The sequence below is a fragment of the Candidatus Methylacidiphilales bacterium genome, assembly GCA_028713655.1.
In the GTDB taxonomy this organism is placed as follows: Bacteria; Verrucomicrobiota; Verrucomicrobiia; order Methylacidiphilales; family JAAUTS01; genus JAQTNW01.
Map to the genome: position 1 here is coordinate 1 of JAQTNW010000041.1, position 15,289 is coordinate 15,289.

At 56.1% G+C, this 15,289-nt stretch carries 14 protein-coding genes and 1 other RNA gene; 8 read left to right on the forward strand and 7 right to left on the reverse strand.

The features are described from left to right. Positions 1-35: 35 nt before the first annotated feature. Both rpmE and prfA read left to right on the forward strand, forming a co-directional pair. A complete protein-coding gene (gene rpmE, locus PHD76_12160) occupies positions 36-233 on the forward strand; it encodes a 50S ribosomal protein L31 (GenBank protein ID MDD5262590.1) in 198 nt (65 codons plus the stop codon). Positions 234-328: 95 nt separating this feature from the next. Beyond that, positions 329-1,402 carry a peptide chain release factor 1 gene (gene prfA / locus PHD76_12165; GenBank protein MDD5262591.1) on the forward strand — a complete coding sequence of 358 codons (1,074 nt, stop codon included), beginning with the start codon at positions 329-331 and terminating at the stop codon, positions 1,400-1,402. A gap of 264 nt (positions 1,403-1,666) precedes the next feature. Here the strand turns inward: prfA and ssrA are convergent. Then, positions 1,667-2,022: a transfer-messenger RNA gene (gene ssrA / locus PHD76_12170) on the reverse strand. Positions 2,023-2,096: 74 nt separating this feature from the next. Here ssrA and PHD76_12175 point away from each other — a divergent pair. Further along, positions 2,097-2,909, forward strand: coding sequence for a hypothetical protein (locus PHD76_12175; GenBank protein MDD5262592.1), 813 nt, complete (start codon positions 2,097-2,099; stop codon positions 2,907-2,909). Positions 2,910-2,922: 13 nt separating this feature from the next. Here PHD76_12175 and PHD76_12180 read toward each other — a convergent pair whose 3' ends face one another. The 5 genes from PHD76_12180 to PHD76_12200 all read right to left on the reverse strand — a co-directional run bounded on the left by PHD76_12180 (position 2,923) and on the right by PHD76_12200 (position 9,043). Continuing rightward, positions 2,923-3,291 (reverse strand): DUF423 domain-containing protein, encoded by a 369-nt coding sequence (locus PHD76_12180; protein ID MDD5262593.1) that lies wholly within the window; start codon positions 3,289-3,291, stop codon positions 2,923-2,925. Further along, positions 3,291-3,530, reverse strand: coding sequence for a hypothetical protein (locus PHD76_12185; protein ID MDD5262594.1), 240 nt, complete (start codon positions 3,528-3,530; stop codon positions 3,291-3,293). The genes PHD76_12180 and PHD76_12185 overlap by 1 nt, the downstream gene beginning before the upstream one ends. An 11-nt stretch (positions 3,531-3,541) precedes the next feature. Beyond that, entirely contained in the window at positions 3,542-3,919 is a 378-nt protein-coding gene (locus PHD76_12190; GenBank protein MDD5262595.1) for a type II toxin-antitoxin system VapC family toxin, read from the reverse strand. 457 nt (positions 3,920-4,376) lie between these two features. Continuing rightward, positions 4,377-7,577, reverse strand: coding sequence for an SNF2-related protein (locus PHD76_12195; protein ID MDD5262596.1), 3,201 nt, complete (start codon positions 7,575-7,577; stop codon positions 4,377-4,379). Positions 7,578-7,834: 257 nt separating this feature from the next. Beyond that, positions 7,835-9,043 (reverse strand): MFS transporter, encoded by a 1,209-nt coding sequence (locus PHD76_12200; GenBank protein ID MDD5262597.1) that lies wholly within the window; start codon positions 9,041-9,043, stop codon positions 7,835-7,837. A 331-nt stretch (positions 9,044-9,374) separates the two neighbouring features. Between PHD76_12200 and PHD76_12205 the strand changes: the two genes are divergently transcribed. Next, positions 9,375-10,022, forward strand: coding sequence for a CAAX prenyl protease-related protein (locus tag PHD76_12205; GenBank protein MDD5262598.1), 648 nt, complete (start codon positions 9,375-9,377; stop codon positions 10,020-10,022). Between the two features lie 174 nt (positions 10,023-10,196). Further along, a complete protein-coding gene (locus PHD76_12210; GenBank protein ID MDD5262599.1) occupies positions 10,197-11,000 on the forward strand; it encodes a fumarylacetoacetate hydrolase family protein in 804 nt (267 codons plus the stop codon). An 84-nt stretch (positions 11,001-11,084) separates the two neighbouring features. Here PHD76_12210 and serS read toward each other — a convergent pair whose 3' ends face one another. Beyond that, positions 11,085-12,356 carry a serine--tRNA ligase gene (gene serS / locus PHD76_12215; protein ID MDD5262600.1) on the reverse strand — a complete coding sequence of 424 codons (1,272 nt, stop codon included), beginning with the start codon at positions 12,354-12,356 and terminating at the stop codon, positions 11,085-11,087. A 147-nt stretch (positions 12,357-12,503) separates the two neighbouring features. Here serS and PHD76_12220 point away from each other — a divergent pair, with 147 nt between their 5' ends. From PHD76_12220 to PHD76_12230, 3 genes are read left to right on the forward strand one after another with little or no spacing between them, the layout of a single operon-like run. After that, on the forward strand, positions 12,504-13,478 hold the full coding sequence (locus PHD76_12220; GenBank protein MDD5262601.1) for a hypothetical protein: 975 nt from the start codon (positions 12,504-12,506) through the stop codon (positions 13,476-13,478). After that, on the forward strand, positions 13,462-14,100 hold the full coding sequence (locus tag PHD76_12225; protein ID MDD5262602.1) for an HD domain-containing protein: 639 nt from the start codon (positions 13,462-13,464) through the stop codon (positions 14,098-14,100). The genes PHD76_12220 and PHD76_12225 overlap by 17 nt, the downstream gene beginning before the upstream one ends. Next, positions 14,097-15,275, forward strand: coding sequence for an alkaline phosphatase (locus PHD76_12230; protein ID MDD5262603.1), 1,179 nt, complete (start codon positions 14,097-14,099; stop codon positions 15,273-15,275). Before PHD76_12225 ends, PHD76_12230 begins: the two co-directional genes overlap by 4 nt. Positions 15,276-15,289: the final 14 nt, after the last annotated feature.

A 15,289-nucleotide genomic window follows, 5' to 3' on the forward strand; every position in this document is an offset into this window, starting at 1 on the left:
AAACCGATACACATCCTCAATACGAAGTAACCACCATCACGTGCGCCTGCGGGGCCGTTTACACAACCCGCTCCACACGCGAAACCCTCCGCATCGGCATCTGCGCCGCCTGCCATCCCTTCTTCACAGGGACCCAGAAATTTGTCGATACCGCGGGCCGGGTCGATAAATTCAAGAAACGCTTCGGCAGCGTCAAAATGTCCGAAACGACCAAGCAGAAGAAGAAAAAATAGCGACGCCAGTTTGAATTTCGCGATGGCCGGGATATAACCATGTCCCGGCCATTTGCTTTTATTTCAACCGCTGTTTTAAACTTAAAATTCTTCAAATGAACCTGGCTTCTCATCTCGAACGCTCGCAAAAACGCTTTGACGAGCTTGAGGATGCCATTGCCTCGCCGGACCTCTATTCCAACTCCACCCGCGCCCAGGAGATCCTTAAAGAGCATGCCCAGCTCAAAAATCTCCTCGCCCTGCAGCAATCCCTGCAGCGCCTGGAAAAAAACATCGCGGACAACAAAACCCTCATCGCGGAAGCCGGCGATCCCGAACTTGCCGCCCTGGCCCGGCAGGAACTCCCCGAACTCGAAACCGAAGCCGCCAAACTCCGGCGCGACATGCTGGCCAACATCCTTCCGCCCGACCCCAATGATTCCCGCAACATCATTGTCGAACTCCGCGCAGGCACCGGCGGCGATGAAGCCGCCATTTTCAGCGCCGACCTCTTTCGCATGTACAGCCGCTACGCCGAAACCGTCGGCTGGAAAATCGAAGTCATGGATTCCAGTCCCTCCGCCATGGGCGGCTACAAGGAAATCATCTTTGCCGTGACCGGCCGTGACATCTTCAAAAAGATGCGCTTTGAAAGCGGCGTACATCGCGTCCAGCGCGTCCCCGCCACCGAAAGCCAGGGCCGCATCCATACTTCGACGGCCACCGTCGCGGTGCTGCCGGAGGCCAAGGAAGTCGATCTGGTGATCAAGCCCGACGAAATTCGCGTCGAAGTCTGCCGCTCCGGCGGCCCCGGCGGCCAGGGCGTCAACACCACCGACAGCGCGGTGCAGATCCTGCACATTCCCAGCGGAATGATTGTCCGCTGCCAGGACGGACGCTCGCAGCTCAAAAACCGCGACAAAGCAATGAACATCCTGCGCTCACGCCTTTTGGAGCAGAAACAGGCCGAAGAAAACGCCAAATACGCCGCCGCGCGGAAAAAACAAATCGGCAGCGGAGATCGGAACGAAAAAATCCGGACCTACAACTATCCCCAAAACCGGATCACCGACCATCGCATCAACTACACAATGTACAACCTCGCCGCGTTCATGGAAGGCGAGATTGACGAACTGCTCGATGCACTCCACGTCGCCGACGTCGAACTACGCCTCTCCGAATTGGATTGAGTGGATCCATTTGTTTGTTCGATGGGGGCCTTATCGCAAGACCGGAGCTAAAGCGTTTCCATTTTAAATAGCCGCGACATCAAACTTATAGGGCTGAATCTTTTCGTGGCTTGGGAACGATTGAAAACCATTCCTTCGCCTGATCGGGCCGGACCAGTTCTTTGTAGTTGGTTTCGATCATGGTAGTGGTCACGGAACTCGGAGGAAATGCACACACCCCGAAGCGGTCGCCGCAGCGGCCTTTCCGCCCCTCTTGATAGAGGGGAGTGGAGGCGGCGGGAATCGAACCCGCGTCCTTAACCGAAGGAACGCCTGCCTCTACAAGCTTAGTGCCTGGTAATTTCTCAAACGCCGGTTTGCCCGGACACTCACGCCGGCGTTCCAGCCCCCAGTCAGTTCGTCCCGGAAAGCCGGTGGCCCGCTTCCCGAACCGTTCCGCTAATAGCGTCTTGTTCCCCCAGCGGAAGTCAGAGACAAGACGTCACGGCGTTATTAGGCCGCGAGAGCCAACTCTTCGTTAGCATTTAATTTTTTTGAGCCGGATTTTTAACGGGGCCAACCGACTCAATCCCCGGCTTGCCACAGGCGCACGTTCGAAAAAGTCGAAACCGGGCGCCCCCTTCCAATGCGACTTCTGCATGTTTTACGTGCACAAACGCAATATTCCAATATAGTTCAACCCAGACCTTTGGCAATGAAGATACGCCTTATTTTACCATCCTGCGCTCTGGCAGCCCTCGCCGCCGCTCTCCTTTTCCCCAATACCGCGTCGGCCCAGGTGGAGGATGAAAACCCCTACGACCCTTCCCTCGGCCTGGCTTTTCCCTTAAAACAGGATACGGGCCGGGTCATCGTTTCACAAAAAGTCCTGCTGAATTACAACGTCATCCTTCAGCCGGGCTATGTCGCGCGGGTCATTTTCCAGCGCCCCGAAGCCCATGACCGGGATGTAGTCTTGAAAAACAAAAAGAAATCGCTCGAAGACACCTACTCCAGGCAGCCCACCAAACTCGACAGGCCGGATGCCAGCGCCCAGTCCGCAATCGCCCAGGCAGCCGCCCAACGCGCCAACAAAAATTATTGGAAGGATGAAATGCTCTTCCGCGGCTTGCTGCATAAAATGAACCTGGAAAATTATTTTCTGGTATTTGAGGTGCCGGGGTCGCCCGACCTGCTGGTCGAACAGCTCCAGTTGCCGGAAGACCTTTTGCTGGGCGAGATCGACGGCAAAATCTACGTCCTGACTCTCGCCAAGGAATCCATTGCGCGGAAAAAAGGCATTGTCTCGGGAGCCCAGCTCCTGGCCTATAACGGGGTGAATGTCAAATCGCTGGAGGATTTCCGCGACCGCTATCTGAAGGAAAAGGAAGAATACCGCAACGCCGGCAAACCCCTGAGCATGACCTTCCTGCTGAAGGACAAAACCGAACCCACGACCATCAATTTCAAAACACCGCATTCACTGGATGACAATCCCCTCCTGATGGATCTGCCGGGACAAAAGTAGCCCGCATTTTTTATCAACGCGGCGGGCGCTCTGCAATTTTGTCAGCATTCGCACCCAAAAGAATCAAGTAAGCCCAGCCGACAAGTAAAAGCAATCCGCCGAGTGGAGTGATTGCGCCGAGCCATTTGATTCCGGTCAAGGCCAGCGCATAAAGCGATCCGGAGAAAAGCACAATTCCGCCCGCAAAGAAATAGAACGGCCGGCGGCCCGCATTCCAGCACGACAAAACCAAAAGCACCACGCTGTGCGCCAAGTGGTATAAGACGGCTGTTTTCCAAATTTCCACGGATTGGTGCTGTTCCAGCACGCGCTGCAACCCATGTGCGCCAAAGGCGCCCAAAGCCACTGCCAAAAAACCAAAGAGTGCCGCAATGCGAATCATCACTTTTTCAGGAGCAAGGAGGAGACCAACTGCTCCCATTCCGCTTTCAGGTCACCATTGAAAAAAGGTTTGCCAACTTTCCCATACCAATACCGGGCATTGCTTTCATCCCCTTCCTTCCGATGCAAATAAGCATGGACCCAGTCGCCCTTTGCATCCTGCCACAGGGCCTGAAGCGGCAGGCCCAGGCCTTCCGGCATCGCGCCATCCAGCGTTTGTTGGAACTCCTTTAAATTCATTCAATTATCAGTCATTTGATTGTCTTGAAAAAAAAGCGGACATTCGGAAGGTCTTTAAAATGCTCGTCCTGCGTCCAAAGAATTGCTTCATGGCGCATCGCTGTCGCATAAATAATGCCGTCCGCTAGCGGCAAAGGATGGCGCGCAGCCTCCAGGGCCAGCGCACAATCCAGGTCAATAAGCCGGCCGCTCTGCATCATGCTGGCGACTTGAAGCGCATCATTCTCGCCGCGCTCTCTAAGAACCTTTTTGAAGACCTCGTAAATTGAAATGACTGGCACAAAAAGGTTCTCAGCGTTTTCGATGGGCGGCGCAAAAAACGAAGCGCGCTCACTGTCTGCGAAATATTCGAGCCAGCCGGACGAATCAACCACGTTGGCAGTGCTCACAGGCGGTCATCGTCCCGTTCGATGCTTGTGTCCATGCCGCGGAGGAAGCCGCGCATCTGTTGAATCGAGCGAACAGGAATGAATTCTACTCTGTCGGCGTATCGTAAAACGCGAAACTTCTCGCCTGCGGTAAGATGCAAAGCCTCTCGGATGGCTTGCGGAATGACAACCTGAAATTTGGGTGAAAGGGTAACGGTATTCATATCGATCAGGGTACCGTATGACGATTCTTATATCGATGCAAGCGGAAAAATTTACACCGGCCGCCGACCAAACCGTTCGCTTCGCGAACAACACTCAAGAACCAAAGCGGTGTCGCGCCCCACAGTCACGAGGCTTGCCACCGCACTCCATATCTTGCTGATCGGAGTATCCCGTTAATCTTGATCCTAATATGTATATTTCTCTCTCGCCTCCGCGCGGAAAATATTTTCATTGCAGCCTTGCGCAAAGAAAATTATTCCAGCAACCCCTGCAGTTCTTCCCAGCTCAGGCTGCGGATGAACGCTTCTTCGCTGACCAGGGTGTTGGCCACGAGTTCGCTCTTTTTCCTCTGGAGGTTCACGATCTTTTCCTCAACCGTTCCGCGCGCAATCAATTTATACGACGTGACAATTTTGCTTTGCCCGATGCGGTGCGCCCGTGCGGTCGCCTGTTCCTCCACCGCCGGATTCCACCAGGGATCGAAATGCACCACCATGTCAGCGCCGGTCAGATTGATGCCCGTGCCGCCCGCCTTCAGACTGATGAGAAACAGCGGGATCGTCGCATCGCCCTGGAATTGAAGGATCTGGCCCTTGCGGTCCAGTGTTCCGCCATCCAGATAGCAATAGGTGATTCCGCGCTGCTTGAGCTGGTCCTCCAACAATTTCAACATGCTGACAAACTGGCTGAACACCAGCATCCGGTGCCCGCCGTCCACCGCCTGGTCCAGCAATTCAAAAAAGTAATCCAGCTTGGCAGAGGGCTCCTTCCACTGCTGTTCCGGTTCCGCAGGCAATAAGCCGAGATGGCAGCAGACCTGGCGCAGCCGCATCAGGGCCGTTAGAATCGCCATGCGACTTTTTTCCTTCGACTGCCCGTTGGCGCCAGAATGGTCAAAGACGTTGCGACGGCTTTGTTCCAGAATTTTCTGGTAAACCATCTTTTGCTCCTCGGTCAATTCGCAGAAAGCCACATGCTCAAGTTTTTCCGGCAGCTCCTTTGCCACCTCGTTTTTCGTCCGCCGTAAAATAAACGGACGCACCCGCTCCCTGAGCCTGTTGTGCGCGGCGGCGTCGTTTTGTTTGCTGATGGGCACTTCATAACGCCGCTTGAAGTCCATGGCGGGTCCCAGATAACCCGGCATGAGATAGTCGAAGATCGACCACAGATCGAGCAGGGAGTTTTCAATCGGCGTGCCGGTCAGGACGAAACGGTGTTTGGCCTTCAGCATCTTGGCGCAGACCGCATTCTGGCTCGATCTGTTTTTGATGTGCTGCGCCTCATCCAACACCGCCATTGAAAATTCCGTTTCCTTGTACATCTCGATGTCGCGACGCAACAACGCATAGGACGTGATGATGATGTCGTGGTCTTTGATCTTGTCGAATGAGGACTGCCGTTTCGCCCCATGCAACACAAGCGTACTCAGCCCCGGGGTGAAGCGCAACGCCTCGTCCTGCCAGTTCAAAACCAGGCTGGTCGGCGAGACTATCAGCGCGGGCCCCGTCTGCAGGCCGTTTTTCTTCCGGAACTCCAGGTACGCCAGCATCTGGAGGGTTTTCCCGAGGCCCATCTCGTCCGCCAGTATCCCTGACATGGAGTTACGCGCCAAGTGATGAAGCCAGCCGACCCCTGTCTTTTGATACGGCCGGGCTTTGGTTTCCAGCGAAGCCTCCAGGCCGATCTCGTCATACGACGTAATCTTCGAGGGCGGCTGCCATTGCGAACGCGCCGTCAACTGCCAACCGTTGGCCGCGAGCACATTCCCGAGATAAGGCGCATAACGCGTGCTGACTTTCATCCCCGACCCGGTTTGCTCCACCTGGCAGTCCCGTATCACTTCCTGGAATTCCCGGACCGACTGCGTCGGCAAGAGGGCAATACGCCCACTCGCCATGCGCTGGTGGCTGACGCCCATGTTCAGCAAACGCTGCACTTCGGCATGGGAAAGAGCCGATTTGCCGGATGCTTCCTTGAAATCGATATCCACGGAAAGCCAGTCTTCGCCGGAAGACGAAATGCTGACCTCGGGTTCGATCCGGTCGCACTTGCGCACCAGTTCCTGCAAGCGCGGCGTAAACGCGATTTTCCATTCCGAGGACCAGCGCGGCAAAATATTGGCCAGGAAAAATCCCACGCGCGATTCGCCGGTAAGCGCGTACAGCTCCGGCTGCCGCTGTCCGGGCAGGAATCCGGCTGACAAAATCTGCGAGATCACCCCCTGCTCGGCCTCCCGGTCCCGGATGAAATAGCGCCTCGGGTCCGCCGGGTCCGGCTTCCACTCCTCCTTCGACAACAATTCCGTGCTGGTGCCGCCCTTCAAAAGGAAACGGCCCTCTCCATAACCCGCCTCGATCTTGCAACTCAGTCCCGATAACATCCCGTCCAGCGTGATGTGGATGGCGGGTTTGGTCTTGCTGAACTGGATGCTGCTGCAACCCTCGCCCATGACCAGTTCGGCCTGGCGCTCCAGGTGCGGGATTTCGTATTGGAAAAAGTGGGCCAGCTTCGCCCTCGGCACGATCATGTCCTTGGTCCGGAGCGAAAGATAACTCACGGGAAGGCCGTTGAGATATTCCAACTGATTGTTGTAAAACAGCCATTGGCCGTGGATGGACTGCAGGATCACGCCCTCGGTCCGGCGCGGCTCTTCCAGGTGCAGTTGCAGGTCGCCGTTTTCCAGCATGTTCATTTGCAGGCAGGTCCGGTGCTGCGCCCGCTTGATTTCAAGCCCTGACAATTTCCCGAGAGTCACACGCGGGTGGCCTGTCAGGCTCAGGAAAAATTCACCGAATTTTTTGGCGGAAAGCATCCACATTCCCCGCAGCTCCCCCTGACTCAAACGCCGGATCAGGTCCAGCGCTCCCGCATCCGCATCCGAAACCGCATACACCGTGCGTTCCGGGCTCAAGAAATTATCCAGCGGCACCGGCGGCTGCTTGTCCAGCGAGGCTTCGCAGATGATCCGCATCTCGCCCGTATTCCAGGCTTCCAGGAATTTATGCGGCAGCAGGATTGAAAGCTCGAGTTGCCGGACGGCATCCGAGGCTTCGGAAAGCGGCAGATACCGCAAATCGGGAACGCATTGCCGTTTTTCAACCGATCCATTGGAAGCCGTATGCGGAAGGATTGCGGGAAGTTTGGCTACCTTGGGGTTGATGTATTCGAGCCCCAGGGCGATCACATGGGCGCAGACGGTGCCGTATTCGCGGGCCTGGCGGCAGGAACAAAGATTTTCCACGTCCGCCAGTCGGCAGCCCAGTTGAAGGCGCGCCTTGACGGAAGTCGTCCCCGTCTGGACGGTTCCCCGTAAAAGCGGCGGTTCATAGGCCACATCCAGGACTTTGCTGCTTTCCCACAGCGAAAGTCCTTCTTTCATGGCCCGCCACCCCCCAATTTCCAGAAGGAGTTCCTTGGTGATGACCAGAGGATCACTCGAAACCGAACTAGGCATTCTTTCAATTGTGCCAATACACTGGCACGAATACAAGCGCGGATTCAGCGCTTAAAGAAACGCTTTTGAATTAAAACGGGACGGGATTGGCCGCGAAAAAGCGCAAAAGTCGCAAAACTTGAGGAAAAGATTTTGTTACAAGAAAAAACGAGGTTTATTGAGGGATTTTCTTCTAAACATTGGTGTTCCCTATATTAAAAGTTGCTTGTTTATACCTTGCGTCTTTTGCCCTTTGCGACTTGGCGTTAAATATTTTTCTATCGTTCTGCCCGGTAAATCTTCGCCCAGAACCAGACCGCCCCGGCGGCGCCGCAAACCGCCGCGCCTATAAAATTCGCCTGCGGGCTCAGGCTCCACAGCCAGGCGCCCAGAAACGACCCGGTGGTCACCGTGCAATCCCGGATGAGATAATAGGCGCCATAGGTGCGCGCGCGCAGATGGGGCTCCGCCTGGGCGATGATCAGCGCCTTCCGCGCGGGCTCGCCAAATTCCTTCAGCCCGCGCACAACAAACGCCACGGCCAGCCATGTCCAGTTGTGCGCCCACAACAAGCTCAACGGGAACAGCGTGAAAAACACAAACGTCGCCATCACAAAGGGGCGCTGTCCGTGACGATCTGCGAGATGGGCGACCGGGATATAGCAAAGCATCGCGGTAATCATCTCAATGGCAACGAGCCAGCCGTATTGCTCCGCGCTCATGCCCGCGTAGTTCATCGCCCAAAGAATGACAAACGCATAAGGCAGCCGTTCGCAGAACCGGATAAGAATATCGCTCACGAGCAATTCCCGCAGCGTCGGATTCAGGAACTGAATCACCTTAAAAAAGGAAATGCGCGCATCAGCGGATGAATCGGCCCCGGATGCTTTCTCGGTTTGGGGTTCGATCATGAACCATTGAAAAATCATGGTTGTCAGGCTCAGCAAGATGCAGCCGATCAGCGCAAATTTCACCCCTTGCTCCCACCCGTAATGCGTAATCAACCATCCGCCCAGCAGCGGCCCGATCATCATCGGCACCCGGCGTATCATCGATTGCACGCCCACGCCCATCGTGTGCCGGCTTTTATCCAGTGAAGCGGCGATGACGGAAAATGTCGCGGGCAGGGAGAAGGCGCTCCAGGCCAGAAAGAGAAAGGCTCCGACGATCAAGGCCAGCCAATGATGCCAGAACAGCACCAGGACATACCCGCCCAACGACAGCGCATTGAATAACAAGAGTGATCGACGCTGTCCCCAGCGATCCGTCAACCATCCGCCGGGGTAGGCATAAACCGCGCCGAGAAGCGTTTGCAGCGCATCGAACAGCCCGATGATCAACACGCCCGCGCCGAGCGTTTGAAGATATTTGGGCGCAAACCCGAGCCAGAGCCTCTCGCCGGTCCCCGCCAGCACCAGCACCGCGAGCAGCAGCGTCGTGTTGCGCCGCAGCGCGAGATAATCGCCAATTTTTTGCCAGCGAGTCATGTCTGAGAATATTTCGGGAGCGCGGGTCACGGAGTCGCCTCGGAGACCGTCCCGCCTGCTCTGCCGTGCATCTTGCCCGGCAGTCCTGCATCTGCAAGGTTTTCATCTCATCTTGAAAAGAGACCAAGACATCTCTCAGGCTAAGACGCAGAGCAAAGGAAGATATTTTTAACCACGGACTCCGACACCCGTCGCGAGCAGGTGGACGCGGATAAACACGGATTTCGTGGGCAACAAACACAAACCCCCTTGTCTTCCCCCTTATCAGGGGGATGGTCAGTTTTAAGTTCCCCTGCGCCTTTCCGTTAACTAAAGTGCATTCGCTTTATTTATGAATCGCATCACAAGCCACCCCGCATTCCCATTTGTCTCTCCATTCGCCGTTTTCCTGGCCTTCCTCTCGATCGAAGGCTGGCACGAAGCCGCCATTTACCTTGTTTATCCCATCAAGACCCTCGCTGTTTTCATGCTGCTGCTCTATCTCTGGCGGCGCTTCCCAACAATTTGCTTCCCCAACGCCTGGCAAAGTGTCGGCATCGGCGTCGTTGTTTTTGTACTCTGGGTTGGAGCGGGGCCTTTCCTGGCGCTCGGCGAACTCAAGGCGGTATTCAAACCCTTTTTGTTCGAAGATCAAAACGTCGCCTGGGGATTGGTCATTGTCCGGATTTTTGGCGCCAGCCTTGTCGTGCCGGTCATGGAAGAACTATTCTGGCGAGGCTTTCTGATGCGCTACCTGATTCAGGATCGCTTTGAAGAAATTGAACTCGGCACCTATCGCCCGTTTTCGTTCTGGGCCACCACCTGCTGTTTTGCCGCAGTACACGGCCCTTTCGCCCCGGTCGCTTTTATCACCGGAATTGTGTACGGCTTCTGGTTCGTCAAAACCCGCAGTCTGGGCAACGTCATGCTGGCCCACGGAGTCACCAATTTGCTTCTGGGCATCTACGTCGTCCACACCGGCAAATGGTTTTTTTGGTAAAGCTCCCCACATGGTAAATTTGGAGTGCGGCGGCACGACGCCGCTTTCTATTACGGGCGACATGTCGCCCGTTTCCAAAGCGCAGACATGTCTGCGCACTCCAAAATTCCTCCTTTTGTGATCCTTGCGCTCTTTTGTGGCCAATTCATTTGTTTCATGGTTAATTGATCCCTAATGAAAATCGTCCGCTACCTCGATTCCAGCAATACCATCCGCTACGGCGCCCTCCAGCCTGACAACCACATCTTGGAACTGTCGGGAGATATTTTCACTGGGCTCCAACCCACGGGCAAGCCTGCGAATGTTCGCAAGCTGCTCGCTCCGCTGGCGCCAACCGCCATCCTTTGCATCGGGCTCAATTACCGGCTGCATGCGCAGGAAACCAATGCCGAGCTTCCCAAGCATCCCGTTCTGTTCATGAAGTCCAGCGCCGCCGTTCAAAACCCAGACGATCCCATTCTGATCCCCACGCATCTCAAGAGCGAAAAGGTGGATTATGAATGCGAACTTGTGGTGGCCATCGGCAAAACCTGCAAAAACGCCAGCAAGGAAAACGCCCTGGATTATGTGCTGGGCTACATGTGCGGAAACGATGTCAGCGCGCGCGACTGGCAAAAGTACGGCGGCGGCGGGCAATGGTGCCGTGGCAAGACCTTCGACACCTTTGCGCCCCTCGGCCCCTGTCTTGTGACTCCGGATGAAATTCCAAATCCGAACGCACTTGGGATCAAGACGCTGCTGAACGGCCAGGTCATGCAACAATCCAACACAAACGACATGATTTTCAGCGTGGCGGAGATCATTGCCTTCCTCAGCGGCAGCACGACCCTCCTGCCGGGCACCGTCATTTTCACCGGAACGCCCTCCGGTGTCGGCATGGCGCGCAACCCGCATGTCTGGCTCAAGCCCGGGGACAACGTCACGATTGAAATAGAAAAGATCGGCGCTCTCAGCAACCCGGTTGCCTTGGAAAAGTAAGACAGGTTCACCGCAGGGCGTAAGAACACACCCCGTCCGGCAGCCGCCGGATCTGCCCCTCTTGATAGAGGGGATTCAGCCCGATTAAGCGATACGGTCCGCGCCGAAATACGGACGCAGCACCTCGGGGAGCAGCACCGATCCGTCAGCCTGCTGGAAGGTTTCAACCAACGCAATGAACAGTCGCGGCAATGCGGTTCCAGACCCGTTCAGGGTGTGGCAGAAGATGTTCTTTTTGTCCTCGTTCTTATAGCGCAGCGCCATGCGTCGCGCCTGGTAATCCTCAAAATTGCTGCACGAGGAAACCTCCAGATACGCTCCGGTGCCCGGCGCCCAGACTTCGATGTCATAGCATTTGGCCGCGCCAAAGCCGATATCACCCGTGCAAAGTTCGATCGTGCGGTAATGCAGCCCCAACAACTCCAGTGCGCGTTCGGCATTTTTGCGGAGTTTTTCCAACTCGTCGTAGGAGGTGGACGGCTCGACAATTTTCACCAACTCAACCTTGTCAAATTGGTGCACGCGGATCATGCCGCGGGTTTCGCGCCCCGCGCTGCCCGCCTCGCGCCTAAAGCAGGGCGTATAGGCGGCATAACAAATCGGAAGCTGTTCCTTTTGCAGGATTTCCTCGCGGTGCAGATTGGTCACCGGAACTTCGGCTGTTGGCGCCAAAAACAAATCCTCGCCTTCCAGACGATACATGTCTTCCCGGAACTTGGGCAGTTGGCTCGTGCCGGTCATGCAGGCCTCCCGGACAATAAAAGGCGGCGACACCTCCCGATACCCGTGCTCGCGCGTATGCAGGTCGAGCAGGAAATTCAGCAAGGCCCGTTCCAGCCGCGCGCCCTGTCCCGTGAAAACAAAAAAACCGCTCCCGGAAATTTTCGCGCCCGCCGCAAAGTCCACCAGCCTCAGCTTTTCCGCCAGTTCAATATGATCCAGCGGCTTGAAGACATAGTCCGGTTTTTCTCCAAACTCCGAGACCAGCGGATTGTCTTCCGAGTTTTGTCCAATCGGACATTTCGCATGCGGGAGGTTGGGGATGCGGAGCAGGATTTGTTCGAGCTTGCCGTCAATTGCCGCCACTTCCAGATCCAGCGCGGCAATCCGCTCCGATTTTTCCTTCATGCCCTGCAACAGGTCGTCGGCAGGCTGGCCTTTTGCCTTGCGGCCTCCGATTTCCTTGCTGATGGCATTGCGTTCACTCTTGAGTTTTTCAACCTCGGCGATTTGCGCGCGCCGTTGCTGGTCCGTTTCCAAAATTTGGGAAACAAGCAGTTCATCGCCCTTGCCACGCGTGGCCAGACGTTCCTTCACCAAGTCGGGGTTTTCCCGGACGAGCCGGATATCGATCATAAGTCTGGAAATTAAAGGCTTCGCGTCCCCATCTGTCCAGCAGCAGTTTTTGGGCAGCGATCCATATCAATTGAACTTCCTTTTGACCGGCTTCCTTATAAGATCGCAACGCCATTAACCCATTCACAGCCTTTATACCCCTACAACATGCCCGCATCCCCAAAACATTTCCGCGCCGCCGTCCTGGATATCGGCAGCAATTCGATCAAGTTCATGCTGGGCCACCAGGAAGGCTCCCACCTGTCCGTTTTCCAGGAAAAGGCCTTCACCACCCGGCTCGGTCATAAGCTGGCGCTAACTGGAAAAATCGGCTCCAAACCCGCGCGGGACACGCTCGCTGTGCTGCGCGCCTGCAAAAAGGAGGCGGAAGCCTTCGGCGCGGAAAAAATCATCGCCATCGGAACGAGCGCGCTGCGTTCGGCCTCCAATCGGGATGAAGTCCTGCTGCCTTCCAAAAAAATCATAGGCGGTCCCGTCCGTGTCATCAGCGGAAAACTGGAAGGCGAGTTGATCTACGCGGGTACGACATCCTTCCATAAATGGCAGGAGAAAGAGGTTGTCGTGATTGATGTCGGAGGCGGCAGCGTCGAGTTCGTTTATGGCCGGAAGGGAAAAGTATTAAAAAATAAAAGCCTGCCCCTGGGCTGCGTCCGGGTCCGGGATTCCCTGCTTCCCCATCAACCCGCTTCGGCGACACAGCTCTATGAGGCGATCGAAATACTGGCAAAAAAAATGACGGCAGGGTTTCAATCCTTCCTCGGTTTGGACGCGTTCCTTCTCGGATCGGGCGGTACAATGATGACGCTGACCGCGCTGCACCCCGCAAGTTATGCTCTTCCCGATATCCACCATTACGAGGGCATGGCGATCCGCCAATTGGAAATGCAGGAGCGCCTTGAGTCCCTCGCCGTTTCTCCGCTCGCCGAACTCCGTTCCAACCCGCGCATCCCCACCCTACGCGCGGATGTCATCACGGCGGGCTGTTGCATCTTTTACACCGCAATGGAAGTGCTGGGCGCCAAAACGATTCATTGCGCCACGCGCGGCCTGCGCTACGGTGTCTGGCAGAAAATGCTGGCTCCCAACCCCTTTAAGTCGGTCCATTATGAAAATGTCCCATGAGGACGCGGCCGTATTCAAGGAGGCCCTCGCTTTGATGCGCAAGCTTGAACCCGATCCGGAACACGTCCTTCAGGTGCGGCGCATCGGGATCGCATTGTGGCGCGGCAGCCACAGCCTGCATAAATTGGCGCCGAGATTCCTCGCCTTATTCGAAGCCTCGGCGCTTTTGCACGACATCGGCTGGTCGCATTCCCCCAAGGACCAAGCCCACCACAAACATTCCGCCGAGTTGATTCTCAAGCATCCTTGGAAATCCCTGGCCCCCGAGGAAATCCGCATTGTGGCCCAAACAGCGCGCTACCACCGGAAAGGCCTTCCCAGCCTGTCTCATGTACAATTCCGCGCTTTAAGCATCAAATCCCGCCATGTGGCGCAGGCAAATGCGGCCCTGCTCCGGATTGCCGACAGCCTGGATCGCTCCCATCGCCAGGCGATTCAAAAGGCCCGCATCAGCAAAGCTGAAACCGGCTGGGTCGTCACGGTATTGACAACGGAGCCGCTCCGTGCTGAAACGTATGGCTTTGAGAAGAAGAAAGACCTGTTTGAACGACATTTTAAAACCTGCATCCGGCTCAATCCCTTGAAAACCGACTCACTGCCGGATTGCCCGGTCTTGTCATGAACTGGCGGCTTCGAGTACTCTCGCTGCTGATCCTCGGCGTTTTTGCCGCGTTCTCGGTTTATTACTACCGGTATTACATCGCGCCCAAGGCGCAGGGGATCATCCTGTTCGTGGTGCCCGGCTTGAGCCTGTACAATCTCGGCCTCACGGAAATTTCCGACTCTACCCAGCCCTTGAACGCGACGTTGCATTCCAACGGCGTCGCGATCGTTGATAACAATACGCTGCAACCTTATACCGCCGATGCGGTGTCCATCATGTCCTTCGTCTCCACCGGTGAAAAAGGCCTCCCAAACCAGATGGGACTCGACGCCAACGGGGTTCCCCAGGACAATCTCCTCTACAAGGCCCAGCGCGCAGGCCGCACCATTGGAATCGTCGGCACCGGCTCCGTCACCGCGCCTCCGCTTGCCGCTTTTTATGCCCACGTCACCAATGCAAACCGGACGGAGGAACTGGCAAAACAAGTGTTCGATTCCACGGCGATCAACGTGATCCTCGGCGGGGGCGGCGACGCCATCGCATCCGTCAAAAGCGATGGCGGGCGCGACCTGCTCAAGGAAGCGGACTTGCGGGGATACAAGATTGTCCAGAACCGCGCCGATCTGGAGGATGTCCCGGCCTGGCGCACGAGGAAATTGTTAGGTATTTTTGCATCCCAAAAACTCCCCTATTACGATCCCCTGGCCGATGAATCCGGACAGAATCCTTATCCCAGCCTGCCGGACATGACCCGCCGCGCCATTCAATGCCTCGAATTCAACCTCAACGGTTATTTTTTGGTGGTTCATCAGGGCCTGGTGGCGGATGCCCTCCGTGAAAACAACATCCCCAGGGTCATCAGTGAAATCCGGCAGCTCGACCTCGCCTTGAAAGAGGCCCGGGCCTACGCCGGAAAAAAAACGCTCATTCTCCTTTACTGTCCCTACGAGGTGCAGGGGCTTCCGCGCGGCAGCGGCCAGATTTTGGTCACCACGGAATCTGAAAGCGGACGCCGCCGCGCGTCCGAACCAGCCGAGGAACGGCATCCCCTCGTTTTTCTGGGGCCCTTTTTGCCCGAATTCCGGTCCTCCCTCGGATTCGGCTGGCTATCGGTCTATAAACAAACAGGGGCGGTCGTTGAGGGTTTTATCAGCCCGGGCGACCTCAGCCATTTTATCGAGCAGCAGTTGTGACGGACCGCCCCCAC